The organism is Flavobacterium algoritolerans, from assembly GCF_030010385.1.
Taxonomy (GTDB): domain Bacteria; phylum Bacteroidota; class Bacteroidia; order Flavobacteriales; family Flavobacteriaceae; genus Flavobacterium; species Flavobacterium algoritolerans.
The window spans coordinates 60,940-86,328 of the sequence record NZ_JASCRZ010000001.1; the positions used below are offsets into that span (position 1 = coordinate 60,940).

Annotated in this window: 16 protein-coding genes; 8 read left to right on the forward strand and 8 right to left on the reverse strand. The window is 35.7% G+C overall.

Annotation, left to right across the window (positions count from 1 at the left end):
- Positions 1-175: 175 nt before the first annotated feature.
- A complete protein-coding gene (locus tag QLS65_RS00265; protein ID WP_282714467.1) occupies positions 176-6,691 on the reverse strand; it encodes a T9SS type A sorting domain-containing protein in 6,516 nt (2,171 codons plus the stop codon).
- A 947-nt stretch (positions 6,692-7,638) separates the two neighbouring features.
- Positions 7,639-8,505 carry an alpha/beta hydrolase gene (locus QLS65_RS00270; protein WP_099714683.1) on the reverse strand — a complete coding sequence of 289 codons (867 nt, stop codon included), beginning with the start codon at positions 8,503-8,505 and terminating at the stop codon, positions 7,639-7,641.
- 381 nt (positions 8,506-8,886) lie between these two features.
- Here QLS65_RS00270 and QLS65_RS00275 point away from each other — a divergent pair, with 381 nt between their 5' ends.
- On the forward strand, positions 8,887-9,285 hold the full coding sequence (locus QLS65_RS00275; RefSeq protein WP_282714469.1) for a FimB/Mfa2 family fimbrial subunit: 399 nt from the start codon (positions 8,887-8,889) through the stop codon (positions 9,283-9,285).
- 76 nt (positions 9,286-9,361) lie between these two features.
- Here QLS65_RS00275 and QLS65_RS00280 read toward each other — a convergent pair whose 3' ends face one another.
- On the reverse strand, positions 9,362-12,814 hold the full coding sequence (locus QLS65_RS00280; protein ID WP_282714471.1) for a methylmalonyl-CoA mutase family protein: 3,453 nt from the start codon (positions 12,812-12,814) through the stop codon (positions 9,362-9,364).
- Between the two features lie 319 nt (positions 12,815-13,133).
- Between QLS65_RS00280 and QLS65_RS00285 the strand changes: the two genes are divergently transcribed.
- Together QLS65_RS00285 and purU are read left to right on the forward strand one after the other, a co-directional pair.
- Positions 13,134-13,841, forward strand: coding sequence for a DUF4197 domain-containing protein (locus QLS65_RS00285; RefSeq protein ID WP_282714473.1), 708 nt, complete (start codon positions 13,134-13,136; stop codon positions 13,839-13,841).
- 125 nt (positions 13,842-13,966) lie between these two features.
- Positions 13,967-14,821, forward strand: coding sequence for a formyltetrahydrofolate deformylase (gene purU, locus QLS65_RS00290; protein ID WP_099714679.1), 855 nt, complete (start codon positions 13,967-13,969; stop codon positions 14,819-14,821).
- A gap of 102 nt (positions 14,822-14,923) precedes the next feature.
- Here purU and QLS65_RS00295 read toward each other — a convergent pair whose 3' ends face one another.
- The 4 genes from QLS65_RS00295 to pyrF all read right to left on the reverse strand — a co-directional run bounded on the left by QLS65_RS00295 (position 14,924) and on the right by pyrF (position 18,750).
- Entirely contained in the window at positions 14,924-15,580 is a 657-nt protein-coding gene (locus QLS65_RS00295) for a VOC family protein (RefSeq protein WP_282714476.1), read from the reverse strand.
- 309 nt (positions 15,581-15,889) lie between these two features.
- Entirely contained in the window at positions 15,890-16,675 is a 786-nt protein-coding gene (locus QLS65_RS00300) for an alpha/beta fold hydrolase (RefSeq protein ID WP_099714677.1), read from the reverse strand.
- Between the two features lie 251 nt (positions 16,676-16,926).
- Positions 16,927-17,727, reverse strand: a complete 801-nt coding sequence (locus QLS65_RS00305; RefSeq protein WP_282714479.1) for an ABC transporter substrate-binding protein — start codon at positions 17,725-17,727, stop codon at positions 16,927-16,929.
- A 192-nt stretch (positions 17,728-17,919) separates the two neighbouring features.
- Positions 17,920-18,750 carry an orotidine-5'-phosphate decarboxylase gene (pyrF, locus tag QLS65_RS00310; RefSeq protein ID WP_282714481.1) on the reverse strand — a complete coding sequence of 277 codons (831 nt, stop codon included), beginning with the start codon at positions 18,748-18,750 and terminating at the stop codon, positions 17,920-17,922.
- Between the two features lie 292 nt (positions 18,751-19,042).
- On the opposite strand from pyrF, the gene QLS65_RS00315 reads away from it, so the two are divergent.
- Positions 19,043-19,312: a hypothetical protein gene (locus tag QLS65_RS00315; protein WP_282710299.1), complete on the forward strand. Its 270-nt coding sequence runs from the start codon at positions 19,043-19,045 to the stop codon at positions 19,310-19,312.
- A 107-nt stretch (positions 19,313-19,419) separates the two neighbouring features.
- On the opposite strand, the gene prfA is transcribed toward QLS65_RS00315, so the two are convergent.
- The gene (prfA, locus tag QLS65_RS00320; RefSeq protein WP_282710301.1) at positions 19,420-20,496 is read right to left on the reverse strand and encodes a peptide chain release factor 1; all 1,077 of its coding nucleotides are present in this window, start codon (positions 20,494-20,496) and stop codon (positions 19,420-19,422) included.
- Between the two features lie 510 nt (positions 20,497-21,006).
- Here prfA and QLS65_RS00325 point away from each other — a divergent pair.
- The 4 genes from QLS65_RS00325 to QLS65_RS00340 all read left to right on the forward strand — a co-directional run bounded on the left by QLS65_RS00325 (position 21,007) and on the right by QLS65_RS00340 (position 25,162).
- Complete coding sequence (locus QLS65_RS00325; protein WP_282714484.1) at positions 21,007-21,567, forward strand: hypothetical protein; 561 nt, start codon at positions 21,007-21,009, stop codon at positions 21,565-21,567.
- A gap of 742 nt (positions 21,568-22,309) precedes the next feature.
- Positions 22,310-23,659, forward strand: coding sequence for an ATP-binding protein (locus QLS65_RS00330; RefSeq protein ID WP_282714486.1), 1,350 nt, complete (start codon positions 22,310-22,312; stop codon positions 23,657-23,659).
- A gap of 246 nt (positions 23,660-23,905) precedes the next feature.
- Positions 23,906-24,334: a copper resistance protein NlpE N-terminal domain-containing protein gene (locus QLS65_RS00335; RefSeq protein ID WP_282714488.1), complete on the forward strand. Its 429-nt coding sequence runs from the start codon at positions 23,906-23,908 to the stop codon at positions 24,332-24,334.
- 243 nt (positions 24,335-24,577) lie between these two features.
- The gene (locus tag QLS65_RS00340; RefSeq protein ID WP_282714490.1) at positions 24,578-25,162 is read left to right on the forward strand and encodes a fasciclin domain-containing protein; all 585 of its coding nucleotides are present in this window, start codon (positions 24,578-24,580) and stop codon (positions 25,160-25,162) included.
- Positions 25,163-25,389 lie beyond the last annotated feature (227 nt).

The following is a 25,389-nucleotide window of genomic DNA, read 5'->3' on the forward strand; positions in this document are numbered from 1 at the left end:
TATTGTAGGTAACAATAACTAAATTCTTTTTATCAACCGCCAAGTCGTTTTTATAAAACAGCTTAGATTTCAATTAAAAAGTATAAATAAACCTCGAAAGCAAAAACTTTCGAGGTTTAATTTTATACTCTAATCCTTCTCAATATTTTACAGGATCAAATGAATTATTTATAATTTATTTTGAAGAAATTACTTTTTTCACACTACTTCCTCTATTGGTAGTTACTTTTACAACATACACTTCTGATCTATCTACATAAGAATTAAGATTTAGTGTAACTTCTTTGTTCAGGTAACTATTATTATCCATTTTTGAAAGTACTGAAACACCTTGTGAATTAAGTACATCGATTTTTACATCAGATACATAATCAAAATTATATCTAATAGTAAGTTGGTCTTTGAAAGGAACTGGATAAGCATCAAAACTAGCTTTATCACCCAAACCATCTCCTTCGTTTGTAGCAGGAGTTCCTCCTAAAGGACATCCTGAATTATTAAGAATATCCAATTGAGTGGCTAATTTTCCAGGTGCACTTCCTCCTGATAAAAACGCATCATTAACGGCATCTATTACCGATTGAGTACTATCAGAATATGGTGCAGGATAATCAACTTCATCGCTGCAAGCATTCAATAAAGCGGCTACTCCTTGACGAGCTAAATTAAAAATACCTCCACCACCTAAATTAAGCGCTTGCAATAAAGTTAAATTAGCAAGATTGGACGGTGCATTTACAAACACATCGCCGAACAACATTGTAGGAGTATAGCTTGAACACCATCTATCAGTATGGTTTTTCCAGTATCCTAATGTACAACCTTCAACGATACAAATTTGATTAGTAACGAGAACTACATCAGAAGCAGTACATCCATTTATTGGATCTGTAACAGTTAATGTGTACGTTCCAGCTGCATTCACAGTTGGTGTAGCTGTATCTGCCCCAGAGACAATGTTACCACCATTACTGGCAACCCAAGAGTAGATTGCATTTTGAGTAGTTGAAGTTCCTGATAATAGTACAGTAGTTTCACCACATAATATCAGAACATCATCACCTGCAACTGCATTTGGTAGTGCTATATTAACCGTTACAGTCACCTCATCAGTATCACTACAACCAGAAGCTGTATGTGTTTTAGTAACTGTATACGTAGTAGTCACACTTGGATTAACTGTTGGATTTGCAGCAGTCGAAGTAAATCCGGCTGGAGATGAAATCCAAGAATAAGTAAATCCAGCTTCTGCTACTTCTCCAATAGAACCGCCATCAGGATTTGATATACAGGTTTTAGTGAAATCAGGTCCTGCTACCGCAACTACTGTTGGTTGATTAACTGTTACAATAACCTCATCAGTATCGCTACAACCAGAAGCTGTATGCGTTTTTGTAACTGTATACGTAGTAGTCACACTTGGATTAACGAATGGATTTGCATCAGTCGAAGTAAATCCGGCTGGAGATGAAGTCCAAGAATAAGTAAATCCGGCTTCTGCAACTTCTCCAATAGAACCACCTGATATGTTAATCAAGCAATTTTTAGTGAAATCAGATCCTGCATTCGCAACTACTGTTGGTTTATTAACCGTTACAGTAACCTCATCGGTATCACTACAACCAGAAGCTGTATGCGTTTTTGTAACTGTATACGTAGTAGTCACACTTGGATTAACTGTTGGATTTGCAGCAGTCGAAGTAAATCCGGCTGGAGATGAAATCCAAGAATAAGTAAATCCAGCTTGAGCTGCTTCTCCAATAGAACCACCATCAGGATTTGATATACAGGTTTTAGTAAAATCAGGTCCTGCTACCGCAACTACTGTTGGTTGATTTACCGTTACAGTAACCTCATCGGTATCGCTACAACCTGAAGCTGTATGCGTTTTAGTAACGGTATACGTAGTAGTCACACTTGGATTAACAAATGGATTTGCAGCAGTCGAAGTAAATCCAGCTGGAGATGATGTCCAAGAATAAGTAAATCCAGCTTCTGCAACTTCTCCAATAGAACCACCTGATATGTTAATCAAGCAATTTTTAGTGAAATCAGATCCTGCATTCGCAACTACTGTTGGTTTATTAACCGTTACAGTCACTTCATCAGTATCGCTACAACCAGAAGCTGTATGCGTTTTAGTAACAGTATAAGTAGTAGTCACACTTGGATTAACTGTTGGATTTGCAGCAGTCGAAGTAAATCCGGCTGGAGATGAAGTCCAAGAATAAGTAAATCCAGCTTGAGCCGCTTCTCCAATAGAACCGCCATCAGGATTTGATATACAGGTTTTAGTGAAATCAGATCCTGCTACCGCAACTACTGTTGGTTGATTAACCGTTACAGTAACCTCATCGGTATCGCTGCAACCAGAAGCTGTCTGTGTTTTAGTAACAGTGTAGGTAGTAGTCACACTTGGATTAACAAATGGATTTGCAGCAGTCGAAGTAAATCCAGCTGGAGATGATGTCCAAGAATAAGTAAATCCGGCTTCTGCAACTTCTCCAATAGAACCACCTGATATGTTAATCAAGCAATTTTTAGTGAAATCAGATCCTGCATTCGCAACTACTGTTGGTTTATTAACCGTTACAGTAACCTCATCGGTATCGCTACAACCAGAAGCTGTATGCGTTTTTGTAACTGTATACGTAGTAGTCACACTTGGATTAACTGTTGGATTTGCGGCAGTCGAAGTAAATCCGGCTGGAGATGAAGTCCAAGAATAAGTAAATCCGGCTTCAGCTGCTTCTCCAATAGAACCGCCATCAGGGTTTAATGTACAGGTTTTAGTGAAATCAGATCCTGCTACTGCAACTACTGTTGGTTGATTAACTGTTACAGTTACCTCATCAGTATCGCTACAACCTGAAGCTGTATGCGTTTTTGTAACTGTATAAGTAGTAGTCACACTTGGATTTACAAATGGATTTGCGACAGTCGAAGTAAATCCGGCTGGAGATGATGTCCAAGAATAAGTAAATCCGGCTTCTGCCACTTCTCCAATAGAACCACCTGATATATTAATCAAGCAATTTTTAGTGAAATCAGATCCTGCATTCGCAACTACTGTTGGTTTATTAACTGTTATAGTAACCTCATCGGTATCGCTACAGCCAGAAGCTGTATGCGTTTTCGTAACGGTATACGTAGTAGTCACACTTGGATTAACAAATGGATTTGCGGCAGTCGAAGTAAATCCAGCTGGAGATGATGTCCAAGAATAAGTAAATCCGGCTTCTGCAACTTCTCCAATAGAACCGCCATCAGGATTTGATATACAGGTTTTAGTGAAATCAGGTCCTGCTACCGCAACTACTATTGGTTTATTCACCGTTACAGTAACCTCATCGGTATCGCTACAACCTGAAGCTGTATGCGTTTTAGTAACGGTATACGTAGTAGTCACACTTGGATTAACTGTTGGATTTGCAGCAGTCGAAGTAAATCCGGCTGGAGATGAAGTCCAGGAATAAGTAAATCCAGCTTGAGCCGCTTCTCCAATAGAACCGCCATCAGGATTTGATATACAGGTTTTAGTAAAATCAGGTCCTGCTACCGCAACTACTGTTGGTTGATTAACCGTTACAGTAACCTCATCGGTATCGCTGCAACCAGAAGCTGTCTGTGTTTTAGTAACGGTATACGTAGTAGTCACACTTGGATTTACAAATGGATTTGCAGCAGTCGAAGTAAATCCGGCTGGAGATGAAGTCCAAGAATAAGTAAATCCGGCTTCTGCCACTTCTCCAATAGAACCACCTGATATATTAATCAAGCAATTTTTAGTGAAGTCAGATCCTGCATTTACCACTATCGTTGGTTTATTAACCGTTACAGTAACCTCATCGGTATCGCTACAACCAGAAGCTGTATGCGTTTTTGTAACGGTATACGTAGTAGTTACACTTGGATTAACTGTTGGATTTGCAGCAGTCGAAGTAAATCCGGCTGGAGATGAAGTCCAAGAATAAGTAAATCCGGCTTGAGCCACTTCACCAATAGAACCGCCATCAGGGTTTAATGTACAGGTTTTAGTGAAATCAGATCCTGCTACCGCAACTACTGTTGGTTGATTAACTGTTACAGTAACCTCATCAGTATCGCTACAACCTGAAGCGGTATGCGTTTTGGTAACGGTATACGTAGTAGTCACACTTGGATTAACTGTTGGATTTGCAGCAGTCGAAGTAAATCCGGCTGGAGATGAAGTCCAAGAATAAGTAAATCCAGCTTCTGCTACTTCTCCAATAGAACCACCTGATATATTAATCAAGCAATTTTTAGTAAAATCAGATCCTGCATTAGCAACTACTGTTGGTTTATTCACAGTTACAGTCACCTCATCAGTATCGCTACAACCAGAAGCGGTATGCGTTTTGGTAACGGTATACGTAGTAGTCACACTTGGATTAACTGTTGGATTTGCGGCAGTCGAAGTAAATCCGGCTGGAGATGAAGTCCAAGAATAAGTAAATCCAGCTTCTGCAACTTCTCCAATAGAACCGCCATCAGGATTTGATATACAGGTTTTAGTAAAATCAGGTCCTGCTACCGCAACTACTGTTGGTTTATTCACCGTTACAGTAACCTCATCAGTATCGCTGCAACCTGAAGCTGTATGCGTTTTGGTAACGGTATAAGTAGTAGTTACACTTGGATTAACTGTTGGATTTGCAGCAGTCGAAGTAAATCCGGCTGGAGATGAAGTCCAGGAATAAGTAAATCCGGCTTCTGCAACTTCTCCAATAGAACCGCCTGATATGTTAATCAAGCAATTTTTAGTAAAATCAGATCCTGCATTCGCAACTACCGTTGGTTTATTCACCGTTACAGTCACTTCATCAGTATCGCTACAACCATTAGCCGTATTCGTTTTAGTAACGGTATACGTAGTAGTTACACTTGGATTAACTGTTGGATTTGCGGCAGTCGAAGTAAATCCGGCTGGAGATGAAGTCCAAGAATAAGTAAATCCGGCTTCAGCTGCTTCTCCAATAGAACCGCCATCAGGATTTGATATACAGTTTTTAGTGAAATCAGGTCCTGCTACCGCTATTGGTGGTGTATTGTTTTTTTCTACAACTACTGTCGCTTGAGCAAAGCACCCTGTAAAACCTGGCGCATAGACTTTCACGGTATAGGTACCAGAGTCTGTTACCACTCTGTCAGGATCAAATGGATTATCACCAGGAATAAGTACATTAGAAGGATTATACCATTCTATAGTTGCTCCCGTTGGGGCTATGCCTGTAGCAGTAATAGTGGCATTGGTATTAATACAAGTAATCACTTGATTAACATTAGCAGCTACCGTTGGAGTTACTGTATCACCAAATGGGAATGGTCCTGCAAAATCTTTCTGCTCACTGGTAAAAGAATCAGACTGTCCACCTGCGGAACTACGGGTCTTAACCAATAAACTCCCCAATACATTGGCACATGGCCCAGAACCTTGTCCTTTTCTGTCCAAACCAAAAGCAGTAAGATTAATTCCAATTTCTACATGTTGAAGGATTTGGTAGTGATCAAAAAATGCTGCGTTTGGACCTTCAATAGTTCCCCAAGGCGGACCTAAAGTAGTATCTTCAGCATTTACCCTTCCAAAAATATTTTCAACATCGGCTGGGTCATTGGAAACAATACGCCCATAACCAAAATTACCGCTTTGCTCCCCTTTTTCAAAAGTTCCGGGAACTACGCTAAATGGCCTTAAGGCCGCTGAATTATTATATGTATTAAAAACAGTTTCATCCATCCATACTCTGATTCTAACTTCAGGTTTAGATCCTCCTCCTTCATAATCAATCGAAACGATTATAGTTCCAGGAACATTAACACTTCCGTCAGCATTAAAAGTAAATGCGGTACGACCTCCATCGTTGCCTGTATTCCCAAAAACTAAATCTCCTGGAGAATAGCTAACTAAAGTTCGGAAGAATTCAAAATCAATATGCTTGCTACCATCAGTAGATCGCAATGTTGCAGCAGCATAAGCCCAAAGTACATCAAAAGGTCTGTCGTCTACAGGAAAACCTGGATTTGTAGAGGGATCATGCGGATTTGTTCCTCGTAAATGTGCCATTACATCGATGATATCATCTTTTTGAGGAATACTTCCAGCTCCCAGACTCCAAGTAATTGGATTATCAGCATTTTTATCTGCTGTACCGGCAAAAATACTCGAATCACTATTCCCTTGAGCAGAATTAGTATCCCTGCCATATACAGAATCTATCCATAAAAACCCATCAACAATAGGATATGGAAAACCTGGAGCAGGAGTCGTTACTGACTGCCCTTTTGTAAAGGAATAATTATTGTTAGCCAGAATAGAAGTCCTCAATGCAGCAGCACCAGTTACATCTATGACTCCTTTGCCACTGCCTGGGTAGGTAGTATTAAACCAGTCATCTGTACCTGCCTGATTGGGAAGACTCCCAAACTGCAACAGGTTGGCATAAGCATCAGCTTCAATACCAAAATTGGCTTTGACAGCAGCACCTCCAACAAGTTGACCATAAATAGGAGCTTGGCCAAACACTAAAAGCAGTAAAGTGGCATAAAAAAAGAGCTTTTTAGCAAACGCACTCGTCCAAAAAAAGCTCGAAAAACCTGCGTTGAAGCGCCAGGAAAAAGTGCAACAATAATCTTGTACACTTTTTATCGTAGAAAATATAAATTTTTTCATAATAATTTGGTTTTAAGACCATATTATTAATAAGAAAGCACATGTAGAAGTGGGGTTTTCGAAGAGTTGAAAAGGTCCTGTTCCATAGATAGAGTGTAGTTTAATACCATAAATTAGAAAAAAAGGAAGTTACAGACTGAGGCTAAAAATTACTGAGCTACAAATCAACCTTCATAAACACATTCATGAAGTAATCCATCATTCAAAAGATTTTTATTGTGGGGAACAATAACTAAATTCTTTTATCTACCAGACAATTGCTATACAAAGCAATCTTTAAACTTTAATCTAAAACAATCAGTATTGAAATTAATAACTGGTTCAAACAAAAGATTTTTAACTCAAAGGAAAAACTTGCAACAAACGAAATATCTTCAAAAAATAAATTTAGGAAGCACTCCATCTAAAAAAGTCCATTTTATTGTAAAGAGTAAAAACACATCTGATAACCAAATAGTTACATTATAAAAAAACTTAAATAATTAACTTTTGTTGAATCAAAGTTAGCTATAACATCAAAAAAAGAAAAAGAAAGAGCGCTAAACAAGATAAAATTCTGTTATTCCCGACAAGAGACACTATTCGCTAAGAAAAGGTTTACAGCTACAAAATATTAATACTTAAAAACCTGTTAACTTACTGATAATCAATTAATTAGGTAATGTATTATTTAAATTTTGTTAATAAAAAAACAATGTTAAAAAATAGTAATATCCTTTAACATATGAATTAGTAATATCGATTCTTTATCCAACATTTATTAAAAAAATTATTTCTCTTAAAGTACTGAAAATGAATCCTTTTTTAAGGTTAAAAAAACCTCAGGAGGGTTTAAAAACATTGCTTTTTATTCATGAAAACAATATAGCAGTCTAAAAACGTCAAAAAAAAGACCCATCATTGCTGAAAGGTCTTTTGTGTTAAAAATTATAATCCAATTCTAATTCCTATTTCACGGCAACAGTGTTGTTTCTTAAAATTTTGCTAAAAAATAACACATGAGAAGGCAATGCATTTTCCCAATATTCCCAAGTGTGAGCTCCTGGACGTTCCGTATAATCATGAGAAACTTTATTATAAACGAGTCTTCGGTGTAATTCCCTGTTAGATTCTATCAAAAAATCATCTACTCCGCAATCTATAATCAATTCCAGTTTGTTACTTTTTATTTTATCAACCATATTTAAAACAGCATTTGAGGCATATACTTCTTGTGGTACTCCTTCAATTCCAAAAACAGGTTCCATTAATTTAGTCACTCTTTCCTTAGATTCTGGATTAATCATGCTCCCCATATCAACGGCTCCACTCATACTTCCTGCAGCACAAAATAGTTCCGGGTGTTTTGTCGAAAGATACAATGCCCCATGACCTCCCATAGAAAGTCCTGTAATTACACGTCCTTTTCTGTCATTTATTGTTCGATAGGTATTATCTACTTTCTGAATTACTTCTTTTGTGATATATGTTTCAAACTGACTTCCTTTATTAACAGGACTATCAAGATAAAAACTGAAAGTTTCTCCTTCCGGCATTACAATTATAATATTATACTGATCCGCTAAATTGTGCAATAAATTCTTATCCGGAGTTTTAGACAACCAATCATTAAAATGACCATAAGCACCGTGCAACAGATAAAGAACAGGATAGTTAACCTTGCTTTTAGCATAAGAACTGGGCAATACTACCGCAGCTTTATAGGTTTTATTCATAGCTGAACTCGGGATTTGCAACGTATCGGCTTTTGCACCATAAGATGATGCAGTGTGTCCAAGAAGGAAAAATAAAAATAGAATCTGAAGTTTCTTCATTTGATAGTTTTTTTGTTGATTGAAAAGTAAATATACACTTTTCCAGAAAAACTTGCTTTATCGTTCAAAAATCGAATACCCTTTACAAAAACAATTGATTCATTTAGAACAGCTTAATTCAATATTGATGTGTTTTTGTAAAAACAATTCAATAAATAATTAACTCCACATTAAACAAAAACCTCTTACTTTTTTTATTTCGAAATTAAACAATATATACTTTTTTAACACAAATGAATTTATAATTATTGAATTTTAACCATAATCGGCATTATGATGATAAAATAGCACCTAAATCAGAAAATATAGTTCTATTCCGTAAACGATTCTTATTCTAATTTTACAATAGAAATTTTAACTATTAATTTAAAAACTAGAATTATGAAAAACATTTTAAAATTGAGTTTATTGTTGATAGTAACAATGACTAGTATGAGTATGTATGCAATTGAAGACAATTTTTTACTTAACGTAAAAAAAGGAAAAGGAAATGAAATTAGCTTTACTCTAAACCAAATTAAACAAGCTAATGTATCTATTTATGATGATCAGAATAATTTAATCTACACCGAAAAAGCAAAAGGTGAAAAAGGAATCTCAAAGACCTATAATTTAGACGAATTTCCCGTGGGAACGTATTATTTGGTTGTCGAAAACAGCCTGAAAAAAGTAAAACACGAAATTATCATCTCGGAACAAAAAACATTTTTAACAACAAAAGCAATCTCGGAAGTTTATAAACCAACGATGAAAAATAGAAATTTGGCAACTATCAATTAGTGTCCTGCCGAATAGTATTAATAAAGGCTGTCTTTTGGGACAGCCTTTTTATTTTATTATAAATATGAATTACATACTACATATTTCTTCTATATTGCCCGCCTACTTCAAACAAAGCCGAAGTGATTTGTCCCAAAGAACAAACCTTGGTTGCTTCCATTAAATGTTCGAATAAGTTTTCGTTTTTAATGGCGGCTTCCTGAAGCGTATTTAAATGCTCATTTACTAAATCCTGATTCGATTGGTGTAAATGGTTCAACATATCAATTTGGTATTGTTTTTCTTCTTCGGTGGCACGAATTACTTCGGCTGGAATCACAGTTGGAGAACCTTTAGAACTCAAGAACGTATTCACACCAATAATTGGAAATTCACCCGTATGTTTCAAGGTCTCATAATACAAACTTTCTTCTTGAATTTTACTTCTTTGGTACATTGTTTCCATAGCACCAAGAACACCACCACGTTCTGTAATTCGGTCGAATTCCTGTAAAACCGCAGCTTCTACTAAATCTGTCAATTCTTCGATAATAAAAGCACCTTGAATTGGATTTTCATTTTTAGCCAAACCTAATTCTTTGTTGATAATCAACTGAATTGCCATTGCACGACGCACTGATTCTTCGGTAGGCGTGGTAATTGCTTCGTCATAAGCATTGGTATGCAACGAATTACAATTGTCATAAATAGCATACAACGCTTGCAAAGTCGTACGAATATCATTGAAATCAATTTCTTGAGCATGAAGTGAACGACCCGAAGTTTGAATGTGGTATTTCAACATTTGCGCACGCTCGTTAGCTCCGTATTTGTTTTTCATGGCTTTCGCCCAAATTTTACGTGCTACACGACCAATAACTGCATATTCAGGATCTACTCCATTCGAAAAGAAGAATGATAAGTTTGGTCCAAAATCATTGATGTTCATACCACGACTCAAATAATATTCCACATAAGTGAAACCATTAGAAAGTGTGAAGGCCAATTGCGTAATTGGATTGGCACCCGCTTCGGCAATGTGATAGCCTGAAATAGAAACCGAATAGAAGTTTCTAACATTTTTGGTAATGAAATATTCCTGTACGTCACCCATCAATCGGAGGGCAAATTCAGTAGAGAAAATACACGTATTTTGTGCTTGATCTTCTTTTAAAATATCAGCTTGAACCGTTCCACGAACTTGTGACAATGTTCTTGCTTTTATGTCGTTATATACTTCCAAAGGTAAAACCTCATCTCCGGTTACGCCCAAAAGCATCAACCCTAAACCGTTGTTTCCTTCAGGTAAATCGCCTTGGTAATGTGGTCTCTCGACTCCTTTTTTGGTATAGATTTGTTTGATTTTTTCGGCAACTTCACCTTCCAGGCCATTCTCTTTGATATAAAACTCACATTGCTGGTCAATAGCCGCATTCATAAAAAAACCTAACAGCATTGGCGCTGGACCATTGATAGTCATACTCACCGAAGTCATAGCGTGAACCAAATCGAAACCAGAATATAATTTTTTGGCATCGTCCAAACAACAAATAGAAACTCCGGCATTCCCGATTTTTCCATAAATATCAGGACGTACATGTGGATCGTTTCCGTATAAAGTTACGCTGTCAAAAGCAGTTGATAATCGTTTTGCCGGTAATCCTGCACTCACATAATGAAAACGTTTGTTGGTTCTTTCCGGTCCGCCTTCTCCTGCAAACATTCGGGAAGGATCTTCTCCTTCGCGTTTGAAAGGATACAATCCAGCGGTAAAAGGAAATTCTCCGGGAACATTTTCCTGCAAACACCAACGTAAAATATCTCCCCAAGCTTGATACTTTGGCAACGCTATTTTCGGAATTTGAGAATGTGAAAGTGACTCTGTATGCGTAGCCATTTTTATTTCCCTGTCACGAACTTTGAACGTATAAACTGGATTTTTGTACTTGTTTACTTTTTCGCTCCAAGTCAAAATGATTTCCCAATTGTACGGATCCAAATCCATTTTTACTTTATCAAATTGATTCAGTAAAAGGTTTAAAAAGATTTTGTCTTCAGCGGCACCTGGTTTTTCAGATTCCAAAGCAGTTGGTAAAACCGAATCGTCATTAATTCCTGCTTTGTTTATTTCAGGTATTTTCTTGGCAACTGTTTCAATCGTTTTGAAAATTCCGTATAATTTCTGGGCAACTTGTTCCTGACTAACCGCCGTAACATCATATTTTCTGTTACTTTCGGCAATTTCAGATAAATAACGCGTTCTGTGTGGCGGAATAACGAAAATCTTCTCACTCATTTCACGAGTGATTTGGAACGTTGATTTCAAATCAGAATTCGTTTTCTCATGGATTTTATCCATAATAGCTTTGTACAGCGTATTCATTCCCGGATCGTTAAACTGCGAAGCAATTGTCCCGAAAACTGGAAGTGTATCTAAATCTGCATCCCAAAGATTATGGTTGCGTTGGTATTGTTTTTTCACGTCTCTTAACGCATCCAGAGAACCGCGTTTGTCGAATTTGTTTATTGCTACCAAATCAGCAAAATCAAGCATGTCGATTTTTTCCAATTGGGTTGCAGCACCAAATTCAGGTGTCATTACATATAAAGAAACATCAGAGTGGTCCATGATTTCCGTATCAGATTGCCCGATTCCAGAAGTTTCCAAGATGATGATATCATAATTTGCCGCTTTAATCACTTGAATCGCATCGGCAACATATTTAGATAAAGCCAAATTCGATTGACGTGTGGCCAATGAACGCATGTAAACTCTAGGACTATTGATAGCATTCATTCGGATTCTATCTCCAAGCAATGCACCGCCTGTTTTACGTTTTGATGGATCAACAGATATTAATCCGATTGTTTTTTCCGGGAAATCGATTAGAAAACGACGCACCAGCTCATCTACTAACGATGATTTTCCTGCTCCTCCTGTTCCTGTAATCCCAAGAACCGGAATCGTGCAATTCTCATTCTTTTTTTGGATGGCTTCCAAAGTTTTGGCCGCAACATCAGGAAAATTCTCTGCTGATGAAATAATTCTGGCAATTGCTTTTGGATTTTTCTCTTCTAAATGATTGATTTCATCACTTAGTTGATCTCCAATAGCATAATCTGCACGTTGTACTAAATCATTTATCATTCCTTGTAAACCCAAAGCACGTCCGTCATCAGGAGAATAAATTCTCGTAATTCCGTACGCCTGTAACTCAGCAATTTCAGAAGGCAGAATTACACCTCCGCCACCGCCAAATATCTTAATTTGGCCCGCTCCTTTTTCCTGAAGCAAGTCATACATGTATTTGAAATATTCGTTATGCCCTCCTTGGTAGGAAGTTATTGCAATCGCATTGGCATCTTCTTGAATCGCTGTATTGACAACTTCTTCCACACTACGGTCATGGCCCAAATGGATTACCTCAACACCTGTAGACTGAATAATCCTACGCATAATGTTGATTGCGGCATCGTGACCGTCAAAAAGAGCTGCTGCGGTAACAATTCTTACTTTATTGTTAGGGATATATGGTTTTTGTTGTTCCATTTTATGAATATGATAATTTAAGCCTGCAATTTACGATTTTATTTTAAAAATTATTTGATGTTGTGGCTCGTTGTTAATAAATAACACAGAATTTTGTTATTTAGCCCCGATTGAAGCGGCATCTCCCGATTTAGAAAAACAAGGCTTTTATCAGCCGTAGTTTTTATTTATCGGGAATACAGCGGAAAGCGGGACAAATCCTGATTAATAAAACTAAAATTTGTGCTCCTAAAGAATAGTTGGCTTTGTTTTTGAATAAATAGTATTTTTACAAAAGCCAAATGGCAAACAGACGAAGTAAACTAATACTCTAATTACGATGAAGAAAATTTTAATGGTTATGATGGCGGTTTCGCTTTCGAGTTGTGCGGAAATGCAACAGGTGATGAATCAATTTCCACAAACGCAAGGAATTGGCAGCGTTGATATTGCCGGTGGATTGAAGGAAGCATTAAACAATGGGATTTCGAAACAGGTAACAAAACTGACTGCTACCGATGGTTTTTACAGAAATGAAGCCGTGAAAATTTTATTGCCGGAAGAATTGAGAAAAGTAGATACTGGTTTGAGAAGAATTGGATTGAGTTCTTTGGCTGACGAAGGTTTGAAAGTATTGAATCGTGCTGCCGAAGACGCGGTGAAAGAAGCGACTCCAATATTTGTTGATGCCGTTAGAAACATGACTTTTATGGATGCCAAAACGATTTTGATGGGAAATGAAAGTTCGGCTACCACTTATTTGCAAAACAGTACTTCGACAGCTTTGTACGGAAAATTTAATCCGGTGATTAAAAGTTCGTTTACAAAAGTTGGTGCCGATAAAGTATGGGCCAACATTATTACTAAATACAACAGCATTCCTCTTGTAAATAAAGTGAATCCTGATTTGACTGATTATGTTACAAACCAAGCGTTGAATGGCGTTTTCAAAATGGTTGCTGTTGAAGAAAAAAACATCAGAACGAATTTGAGTTCCAGAACTTCTGTTTTATTGCAAAAGGTTTTTGCTTTGCAGGATAACAAATAGATTGAAATTTGGCTGTTTTTTTTCAAACATAAAACAGCTAAATCCAACTTTTTTATAAAAACAAATACGTTTAGTTTTGAAAAATACTATTCATTACTACCAACAAAGCTGAAAACAGAACGCTAATGCAGAAAATTACAATCCTAATCCATTGCGAAGATCAAAAAGCAATTATTGCTTCCGTTACGAATTATATTTCCTCTATTGATGGTAATATTATTTATTTAGATCAACATGTAGATGCCGATGAAAATGTATTTTTCATGCGTTTAGAATGTGAATTCAGTGCCAAAAATTGGAATATTGAAGCCATTAAAACTGATTTTCAAGCTAAGTTAGCAGCTCCTTTTAATATGTCGTGGGAAATGTATACCCAAAACGAAAAACCAAGAATGGCTTTGTTTGTTTCTAAATACGACCATTGTTTGTATGATATTTTAGGACGCTACAGCGCTGGCGAATTGCCTCTTGAAATTCCTTTGATTATAAGCAATCATGAGGATTTGAAAGCAGTGGCAGAGCGTTTTTCTATTCCGTTTCATTATGTTCCTTTCACGAAAGACATTAAAACCGAAGGCGAACAAAAACAGTTGGATTTACTAAAAGAATACAATATTGATTTCATTGTTTTGGCACGCTACATGCAAATTATAACACCTAATTTGATTGCGCAATACAAGAATCAAATTATCAATATTCATCATTCCTTTCTTCCAGCATTTCCAGGGGCAAAACCATATCATTCAGCTTTTAAACGCGGTGTAAAAATCATTGGGGCAACCAGTCATTATGTTACCGAAGGATTAGATGAAGGTCCGATTATCGAGCAGGATATTGCCCGAGTTTCACACAGTCATTCTATAGAAGATTTTATTATGAAAGGGCGCGATCTGGAACGCATGGTTTTGGCTAGAGCCATAAAACTGCATGCCGAAAGAAAAACAATGGTTTATGACAATAAAACGGTAGTTTTTTTATAAATCCTCACCCCAACCCTCTCCTAAGAAAAGAGAACCAAACCCCATAGAATTAAAGAATATTGTCTATTATATATAAATGCTCACTTATTGGTGAGCATTTTTTTAACCTAAAATTTCAATTTCTTTAGTTTTGTCATTATTACTAAATACTACTTTAGTCCAAAACGATTTTGCTTTTTGATGCGTTGGATACCAATCCCGATTTTCTTCCACAAGAATAAAAAGCCCTGTATCAGTTCCTAAAACGATAAACTTTTCTAGTTTTGGTTGTTTTGAAAATACCGAAAGACCGTATTCCTTAAACATTTCATCACTGAACTTCGAAACATTTTTGGTCACAAAACCTATTTCGCTTACAGAAAGAATTGACAATCCATCAAATGGTTTTTCTGAAGCATTATCCAAGCTAAAACGAGCAATAAATTCTAAAATATTTCCATTATTGTCATAGAAATAAAAAGACTTTGCATTCCAGTTATAGAAATCGGCAATTTTTTCCGGTGGAACAACCTCCATAATTTCAGTTTTCTTTTCTATCCAAGCAAAGGCTTCCAACAATTTATTATTGGGTATATCAAAAGCAAAATGATACACTGGTTTTAAATTCTCAGAAGAACGGAAAGTTAGTTTTGTGGAACCAGCGGCAAATGAAACACTCGAATTGGTTTTCGAAATAGTTTTCAATCTGATAACGTCAGTGTAAAACAACTCCGTTTCAGTAATACTATCCGTCAATAATTCGAGTTCGAGAATATTCATCGTGTTTAAATAAAGTAATTTATCTTTTTAACAAATACACCTCAACGCCCAGCAACTAAATCATTATGAATTTCTAATGATACGTTAAACCTGCTGAAATTATATAGCCTCAGATGATGTCAAAATCCTTAAATAAATGCTCTGGAAATAAAGTTAAAAAACTTAACTTATGTACAACAAAGTAATAACAAAATCTTAACAGCAAAACGCCTGCTTATGTGTGATCTTTGCAGAGTAATAAACTGGTTATTTATTATTTTGGTTTTGGTTAGTTAAAGAATTGCCTGCATTTATAATGCAGGCATTTTTTTATTTAGCGGTATTTATAAAAGAAAGAACTGCATCATTGAAAGCATTAGGTTGCTCCACATTTACTACATGTCCACATTTTTCTATTACAAAGAGTTTTGACGATTTATAATGATTTTCGACCACTTTCCTAACCGATGGCAAAAACATATAATCCTCTTCGCCCATAACATAAAGCGTAGGAATATTCAATTCGACCTGGCGGAACCATTTCAGCACCGGATTTATTTCGGCAGTGAGTTTAAACCATTTGATGAATTCTTTTTGATATAATTTTTTAGCTTCGTTTATAAAAAGAACACGAGATTGCTTGTGACTTTTTTTAGGCATAATGACAAAGGCAAAAAACTTATATAAAACCAAATAAGGCAATACATATTTAAACATATTTCCCAATCGCATCAATACTTGAGAACGGAAATTCATTTTCAGGATTGCGCCGCCAAGAATCATGCTTTGCACGCGTTCCGGATACATTTCTGCCAATTGTCTGATGAGTATGGTACCCAAAGAAATGCCAACGAAATGTGATTTTTTAATTTTAAGAAAATCTAAGACTTCCAGAATATCATTGGCCAAAGCCGAAAAAGTATATTTCTGTTTGAAAGCTGTCTTTAAAGTAGGTTTTGACTCCCCGTGACCCCGCAAATCCAATAACAATACATTATACTGTTTTTTAAAATCACGTATTTGCTTAAACCAGATAGAAGAACTCCCACCGGCGCCATGAACAAAAGTTACCCACTGATCGGTATTTTTATTTTCGTAAATGGTATAATTAATCACTTGGTTTTTTTTGTAAAAATAGGACTTTAATTTTAAATCCCAATCTTAACAAAAAATAATGCTGGTTTTATAATTGTATACCGTAAATTTGCAAAAAATTTACACTCATGAAAGGATTATTGAAAGAGAAAAGTGAAATAGAAAAGCTTAAAAGAGAATACCAAATGCTCTCAGAACTAAATTTCAACTTCGACAAGACGACTGTTAAGTCTACCGTAACAACAGAAGAATTAATTTTAGAGGAATGCGAATTATAATTTTTGATGCATTTTTTTAAAATAGTCAAACGCTTTTAGCAGCCTGCTTCCATACCAAGAAAACATTTCGCCATCAACAAACACCGTTTTTGCATGATGCGTGTGTCTTCCTATTTCGAATGCATCTTCCTCCTTAAAAGGATATGGCTCTGAAGACAGAAAAACCAAATCCGGATCTCCTTCCAATCGCATTTTTTTGAGTTCGATTTCCGGATAACGTGATTTGTTATCATAAATATTCTGAAAGTGATTCAGCTTTAGTAATTCATTGATAAAATTATCCGAACCAGCGACCATAAAAGGGTTTTTCCAAATGAAATACGCTGCTTTTTTAACCGGTTTATCTTTGATGAAGTTTTTAAAATCGCTCAAGGCAAAAGCCAATTTGTCGTTCCATTTCTGGGCTTCGGTTCTACAATTGAAGAGCTGACCAAAGTCGGTAATCATTTGAAAATTGTCTTCAATCGTGATGATATTCGTCACCCAAACCGGACAAATTTTACGCAATTCTGCTACGATTTCTTCCGTATTTTCTTCTTTATTACAAATGATGATATCCGGCTCCAACAACCTGATTTTCTCATAATGTACTTTCTTGGTTCCTCCAACGATTTTTTTGACGGACTTAAAATGATACGGATGCACACAGAATTTGGTAATACCAACAATTCGGTCTTCCAAGCCCAAATCATACAGTAATTCCGTTTGAGAAGGAACCAGTGAAATAATGCGCTTGGGCGACGTTTCAAAAGAATGGGAAGTTCCTATTTGATCGATTAGATTTTTTTGTTTCAAGTTTAAAGTTTAAAGTTCATAGTATTAAAACATAAATTGGCAGCTTCTTAACCATTAAGAAATTAAGAAAATTAAGCTTTAAAAGTATTTCTTAACGGTTGTGAGAAACAAGCTTTAAAGTATTTCTTAATGAAACTTAATTTCTTAATGGTTTAAAAAAAGTCCCAGTTTAAAATTCTTTCACTTTAAGCCTTAAACCTTTTCAAACTTCAAACTAATAATTGCTGACATTTCTAGTTGCATTTTCAACGCTTCTTCTCTTGCTTTTTCAACAAAATCAGTTCCGTTTGAAGCATAAATAATGGCTCTGGAAGAATTGATCAATAATCCTACATTGGCATTCATACCGTATTTACAAACTTCAGCTAAACTTCCGCCTTGTGCGCCAACTCCTGGAACCAGCAAGAAACTGTCAGGGACAATTTTACGGATTTCAGTAAAATATTCGGCTTTCGTAGCACCTACAACATACATCAGGTTTTCACTGTTTTTCCACGTTTTAGACGTTTCTAATATGTGTTTGTACAATTCTTTTCCATCAACGTTTAAAGTCTGGAAATCGAACGCCCCTTCATTGGAAGTCAAAGCCAACATAATTGTATGCTTATTTTCGAAAGCAAGAAAAGGCTCCACCGAATCTTTCCCCATATAAGGAGCAACGGTAACGCTGTCAAAGTTTAAATCTTCAAAAAAAGCTTTGGCATACATCGAAGACGTATTTCCAATATCACCCCGTTTAGCATCTGCAATCGTGAAGATATCCGGATAAGTTGAGTTGATGTAATGAATTGTTTTTTGCAACGACATCCAACCTTTTATTCCGTAACCTTCATAAAAAGCGGTATTGGGCTTATACGCCACCGCTAAATCATGGGTTGCATCGATTATGGCTTTATTGAATTCGAAAATAGGATCTTCCAGTGCTAATAAATGTTGTGGAATTTTATTCAAATCAACATCTAATCCTACTGCTAGGAATGATTTCTTGATTCTGATTTGGTCAATAAGTTGTTGTGTAGTCATTGTTTTAATTATGTGCTACAAATTTATGAAAAAAACCTCGAAAGCATTGGCCGTTTTATAACTTAAAAATTCAGTGAATACGGTATATTTAATACAATCCATTTTCTTTTAAATCAATATCAAGATAAATTAGTGAGACAAAACTAAAGCATTATTTTCAAACCTAAAGAATTTGATTTCCAAACCGATATGAGTCAATTATATAAAAAAAATAAAAATTTATATAACAAACAAAATCTAAAAGTATGTTATCTTTGCAGTAATAATCTAACAATTTAAACCAGAAAAAAACATGAAAAACTTTATTTTATCAGCATCTTTACTTGCTACAACAATTTTGTTTGCAAACGCAAAAGAAAAAATTGATCAAAATACAATTACAAAACAACAAAAAATTGCAATTAGCAAAACTACAGATAAAACGGTCTATTTTTGGGAAGTAAACACGCCAACAGGTTATGCAAGCGGTTATACGCTTTCGGAAGCCAAAGCATTACAAGCAATAAAATTGATGGCTACAAATGACATAGTAACGTATAGAATCGTTGAAGCCTATAAATAGTTTTTAAAACTAAATATAGCTTCAATAGCTTATTTTTATAAAAATTACTACCCTCAGAGGTCCCGAAGAGTACAAAAAAAAGTGAAACGAATTTCACTTTTTTTTATTTAGAATACCTCGCTGGCTTCTTTCAATTTTTCCATGTTGTTGACTAACGCTAGCTCGTCAACAATTTTCTGAATGTCACCATTCATTATATTTCCTAAATCATACAAAGTCAATCCTACACGGTGATCCGTTACACGACCTTGTGCGTAATTGTAGGTACGGATTTTGGCAGAACGGTCACCAGAACTTACTTGAGACGTACGTTTGGTAGCATCTTCCGCTTGTTTTTTGGCTAATTCCTGTTCGTATAAACGGGAACGCAATACGCCAAAAGCCTTGTCTTTATTCTTGTGTTGTGATTTTTGATCCTGACATTGCGCCACTAATCCTGTTGGAATGTGCGTCAAACGAACCGCTGATTTGGTTGTATTTACGGATTGTCCACCTGGTCCTGACGAACAGAAGAAATCCACACGTACATCATTCATATCAATTTGCACATCAAATTCCTCTGCTTCCGGCAATACCATAACAGTCGCTGCTGATGTGTGAACACGTCCTTGCGTTTCTGTTTGCGGTACACGTTGCACTCGGTGAACACCCGCTTCAAACTTCAAAGTTCCATAAACATCTTCACCGGTAACTTCAAAAATCACCTCTTTAAATCCACCCGAAGTTCCTTCATTCATATCCACAACAGATGTTCTCCAACCTCTGTTCTCACAATATTTTGTGTACATACGGAATAAATCCCCTGCAAAAATACTCGCTTCATCCCCACCCGTTCCGGCACGAATCTCCACCATAACATTTTTAGCATCTTCGGGATCTTTAGGAATCAACATAAATTTGATTTCATCCTCCAGTTCCGGTAATCTTTCCTTTGCTTCTTCCAGTTGCATTTTGGCCATTTCGGTCATATCTGCATCACTATTATCGGCTATAATTTCGTTTGCTTCATCGATATTCGCCATCAAAATAACGTATTCATCGCGCTTTTCGGCCAAAGCTTTTAAACTTTTGTACTCTTGATTCAATTGCACATAACGTTTCTGATCAGAGATAACATCCGGCTGAATGATTAAATCCGATATCTCATCGAAACGTTGTTTTACTATTTGAAGTCTATCTAACATTTTCTTATTCCTTTTATTGGAGTGCAAAAATACGAAAAAAGTATTCAGTTTGCAAGGTTCCTAATTGAGATTGTCATTGCGAACAATGAGGAACGAATTGTGTGGCAATCAGGAGCTATTTCCTGCTATACGTTACAATCTTTTTTCGGCAAAAAAAGCTTTAAAAAAGGATTTTCACTGCTATCAGGGCTAGGGAATTTGAATAATTCAAGGTCGTTTAGGTTTTTCGTAGAGTTCTTGAATGAAAATGGTCAATTTAGAGGTACTATTTTTTATCAGATTTTTCAGATTTAAATTATATATTTGTGAAGGACAGCTGACCTTTATAATTATCAAATTAAAAATAACACTTGTAAAGTTCGTGGCAGAAAATTATCAGACTTTTAATAAATTATTGCTAATATTTTGAAACTACTTACTTATCTATTTTGTTTTTTCGCATTTCCTAACTTGTATTCCCAACAGGTGTATAAATTTGATTGTGAAGTTAGATACCAATTTAAATCTAAATTGAAAAACATCAGTGATACGAGAAGTTATCTAATCAATTCTAAAGACAATAGCTATTATGCTGTAAAAATTCCGATACGCAAGAAAAAATACAAACTAATACTCATAGATTATAACGGTTTAAGTGCCCAACAAATTTTCAAAACAGAAGAATTGGAAAAACCAGGTGTACTTATATCACTTTTTAACGCCTCCTCTTACAGTAATCACTACAAATACCAAATTAATAACTATGATTTTGAAAAACATAATGACTCTTTAATTGATGAAAAACGATTTAACAACATCTACTTAGTGAGTACAAATGACCAATTAAAGAAAAATAAAAACATTGGTCACTGTAAGTATTTGGTTGACCCAAGTTTCGATTTTTCACCCCTGTTAGAGCTTTCAACTGCATATGAAATTTGGAAAGCGCGGAACAATTTTCCAAATGGACTCCTTACACAATTTCACATGCATAATTCAAAAAATGAGATTGAGTATTCATTAGTTCTTGAGGAAATAAAATATCGGGACTTCAAAATTTCATATTACAATTATGTACCCCAAAAGCTGTAAAAAAGTTTAAAAATTTGGGTATTTAGACTAACACATCTGCCACAAAAATAACGAAATACCAACGAATAAAAAAACACTAAAAATAATTTCTACCTTATCAATTACATTATCTGTTATTTTATTAATTGTCAGTAAATGAAATCTGTTAAATGAGCTTAATTCATTTTACGCCAGAACTATAGTAATTCTTGTTAATTTAAATTTACTGATTTTTCAAAGAACAAATCTAAAGGCTGGCGCGAGCGTCCCGCTCGTGAATACAAATAAAAGTAAATACATTATCAATTGTAATTGGCACGAGGGGGACACGCGCGCTAACCTTTGAGTAACAAGCTAGAGGAAAAAAACGAAGAATGAAACCCCGCTCTGCGAAGTATAAACAAATCGCAACAACAAAATATAATCGTAATTGCTCTGCGAAGTCTCACGACTTCGTAGCAATTCCAATAATCAACAAAACGGATCGCTCGCATTTCTACAATCGTTAGCGTAGTTTTGCAAACTGTGACCACAACGAGAAGCAAGTAAAACAATAGACTAACTGAATGGGATTGCTTTGTTCCTCGCAATGACACACTAGATACACTTGCATTTAACTTCAGCACACAACCTCGCTCGGTCTGAAATAAACAATCACAAGCGAATTCTATGATAAAAATTAGTGAAACATTAAAAATTACACCAAATCATTTTAAAAATAATATACTAAATTTGAATCAAATAACGTTGTGAAAATTGACCTATGAAAACTAATAAAAATGTTGCTGTATTACTAGAGGAAATGGATTGGTTGCAAAAAGTAATAAATCAAGTAATCTGTAGTTATTTACTTCAGGATGGGCATGAAAATCATTGGAGAGATATTCCATCACCCGAAATTCATGCAGATGACAATACCTATCATAAAATCCTAAATAAATGGCAATTAAATCAATCCGAACGCCTTTGCCTTGCTTTAATCCTTGCTCCCCAAATTAAACCTGAACTATTAGATGTTTTTTTGAGCAAAAATGCGATGTATGATCGCGGTTTTACTGAATTTGGCGGAGTTACTAATACAAGTCATAGCGGATTTTTACCCACTGGTCAAACCTTTTGCTTCTTGATTACAGCTATTAATCCCGAATTAAGACCTGAAGTGTTTACAATACTTAACGCAAACCATATACTATCGAGGGAACAAGTCTTAATTATAGCGCCTACAGAAACACAATTACCTGTTTTGAGTAGTGTTCTCTCCCTTAATGAACGCTGGTTACAGTATTTCATGACAGGCACTTTACCGTCATTGGAACACAGTGCTTCGTTTCCTGCGAAACAAATTTCTACTGCTTTGAATTGGGAGGATTTGGTTTTAGAAAATTCTGTCATGGAAGAAGTATTGGAAATTAGTTCTTGGCTAAACCATGGTACAACTCTTATGACAGCATGGGGACTCGAAAACAAAATAAAACCCGGATACAGAGCTTTATTTTATGGACCTCCGGGCACTGGAAAAACACTGACTGCCGCTTTGCTGGGCAAAATGACCGCGACAGCAGTGTACCGAGTGGATCTCTCGATAATCGTGTCAAAATACATTGGAGAAACCGAAAAAAACCTATCCAAAATATTTGATATGGCGGAACATAAAAATTGGATTTTATTTTTTGATGAAGCAGATGCCCTTTTTGGCAAACGAACAGCAACCTCATCATCAAACGATAGGCATGCCAACCAACAAACGGTGTACTTGTTACAAAAAACAGAAGATTTTCCCGGAGTAGTCATTTTAGCCAGCAACCTAAAAGAAAATATCGATGATGCTTTTACAAGGAGATTTCAATCCATAATTCATTTTACGATGCCGGGTCCAGCAGAACGATTACAATTATGGAAAAATGCCTTTTCAGGAAAATGCGAATTGGACGCAAGTATTGATATAGAAAATATTGCCGAACAATTTGAACTGACTGGAGAAGCCATAATCAATATATTACGCTATTGTGCCTTAACTGTTATCCAAAAAAATGAAACAATGGTTAGTAAACAACAGCTACTCGAAGGTATCCGACGTGAATTAAAAAAAGAAAATAGAACATTAACAATATAAGATTAACACAATCTTGTCTCCGATAGCTCTGATTGCAAACAATCGTTAAGCAAGCCTAATGGTGATCGTTTGCAACTAGTGCCAATTTTAATCTAGATTACCATAGTAGTGTTCACAACGAAAAGCAAATAAAATATTAGCCAAACTGGATGGGATTGCTTCTTTCCTATCAATGACTTAAGCCTATCGCTAACAAATAAACCAAAAGCAGCAAATAAGTACGAACCCATTAAACAAACCAAACCAATGAAATTAATACTGATCACGTTACTTGTATTGTTCAACCTTACAACATTCGCACAATCGAATGGATTTTCCGGTGATTACAATCGTACTTTTAGCGCAGCAGGCGACCATTTAATTGAATACAAATTGACCTTGCATCAAGATGGAACATTCGTATTTCATTCGTATTCTAAAATCAAAAACGGATTTCCGCCTGAAGTAAATAAATACGGAAAAGGGAGATGGATAGCGAAAGACAATGTGATTACCTTCTCTTCGAACAAACAAGAAGACTTTGATGAAAAATACACGTTGGATTTCAATAATTCCAAGGCGAGATTTGTCACTAAAAATCCCAGAGATAAAAGTGACCGCATCATCAAGACCAAACTTACGTTTGTTGAATCAGAAATTCCCTGGATGCAACGACTGGATGTCTTTAAAATATAGGTACGCTTTACCAATCCCCTACTAGCGTTCATTTGCAGAGACTTCCAATTGTATTTTTTTATTTGATCTTTAAATAATTTGCAAAATTTGGTTGCAGCGCTCCATATTTATAAAAATAGAACTCATCTCTATTAATAATACTATTATTTTATTTTTTGTTTAATTATTTATTAAAAAGATTAAACAACAGTTTTTAATCTGTATATTTGAGATATAAATAATTTTAAACTTAAAACATTGACTATGAAATTAGTAAAAACAATTAGCGCATTTGTATTATTAGGAGTAATAACTACTTCTTGTGGAGAAAAAAAGCAAGCAGAATCTACTGAAATGACTGATTCTACTGCAGTAGCCATGGACACTACAGCTGTAGTGGAGCCATCAACGATTGTAGATGTAGCGGCAGGAAATGCAGATTTCTCAACATTAGTTACTGCTGTAAAAGCAGCAGGATTAGTAGAAACATTAAGTGGCGACGGCCCCTTTACAGTTTTTGCACCAAATAACGCAGCATTTGCAAAACTTCCTGAAGGAACTGTTGATGGCTTGTTGAAACCCGAAAGTTTAGACAAATTGAAAGCAGTATTGACCTATCATGTGGTAGCAGGTAAATTTGATGCCGCTACAGTAATTGATGCAATAAACAAAAACAACGGAAAATATACTGTTACAACTGTTCAAGGTGGCACTATTATTTTGAGCTTGAAAGACGGAAAAGTGATGTTGACAGACGCAAATGGAGGAACTTCAACAGTTGTTCTTGCAGATGTGTCAGCTTCTAACGGAGTGATTCATGCAATTGATAGTGTTATTATGCCAAAATAAATAAGGTTTTAATTCATTAATTCAGAAACCGTTACAAAATTGTAACGGTTTTTTTATGGATTGTTATCAATAAATAATAACTACATTTTATGCAGCGCAACTTTGTAGTTATCTGACTTTGTTGTTCAATATTTAGTTTGAACAGGATTTTAAGCTGAATTAAGTAAACTCTCCGCAAAAATAAACACCTAAAACAATGGACAAACTCGATATGATTGCTTCCCCCT

What these genes read in the sequence shown, in the direction of transcription:
- QLS65_RS00295 (WP_282714476.1), bottom strand. Translation starts at nt 15,580, where the DNA reads ATGAATATTCTCGAACTCGAATTATTGACGGATAGTATTACTGAAACG.
- purU (WP_099714679.1), top strand. Translation starts at nt 13,967, where the DNA reads ATGCAGAAAATTACAATCCTAATCCATTGCGAAGATCAAAAAGCAATT.
- QLS65_RS00270 (WP_099714683.1), bottom strand. Translation starts at nt 8,505, where the DNA reads ATGAAGAAACTTCAGATTCTATTTTTATTTTTCCTTCTTGGACACACT.
- QLS65_RS00315 (WP_282710299.1), top strand. Translation starts at nt 19,043, where the DNA reads ATGAAAAACTTTATTTTATCAGCATCTTTACTTGCTACAACAATTTTG.
- QLS65_RS00285 (WP_282714473.1), top strand. Translation starts at nt 13,134, where the DNA reads ATGAAGAAAATTTTAATGGTTATGATGGCGGTTTCGCTTTCGAGTTGT.
- QLS65_RS00335 (WP_282714488.1), top strand. Translation starts at nt 23,906, where the DNA reads ATGAAATTAATACTGATCACGTTACTTGTATTGTTCAACCTTACAACA.
- QLS65_RS00280 (WP_282714471.1), bottom strand. Translation starts at nt 12,814, where the DNA reads ATGGAACAACAAAAACCATATATCCCTAACAATAAAGTAAGAATTGTT.
- pyrF (WP_282714481.1), bottom strand. Translation starts at nt 18,750, where the DNA reads ATGACTACACAACAACTTATTGACCAAATCAGAATCAAGAAATCATTC.
- QLS65_RS00265 (WP_282714467.1), bottom strand. Translation starts at nt 6,691, where the DNA reads ATGAAAAAATTTATATTTTCTACGATAAAAAGTGTACAAGATTATTGT.
- prfA (WP_282710301.1), bottom strand. Translation starts at nt 20,496, where the DNA reads ATGTTAGATAGACTTCAAATAGTAAAACAACGTTTCGATGAGATATCG.
- QLS65_RS00340 (WP_282714490.1), top strand. Translation starts at nt 24,578, where the DNA reads ATGAAATTAGTAAAAACAATTAGCGCATTTGTATTATTAGGAGTAATA.
- QLS65_RS00275 (WP_282714469.1), top strand. Translation starts at nt 8,887, where the DNA reads ATGAAAAACATTTTAAAATTGAGTTTATTGTTGATAGTAACAATGACT.
- QLS65_RS00330 (WP_282714486.1), top strand. Translation starts at nt 22,310, where the DNA reads ATGAAAACTAATAAAAATGTTGCTGTATTACTAGAGGAAATGGATTGG.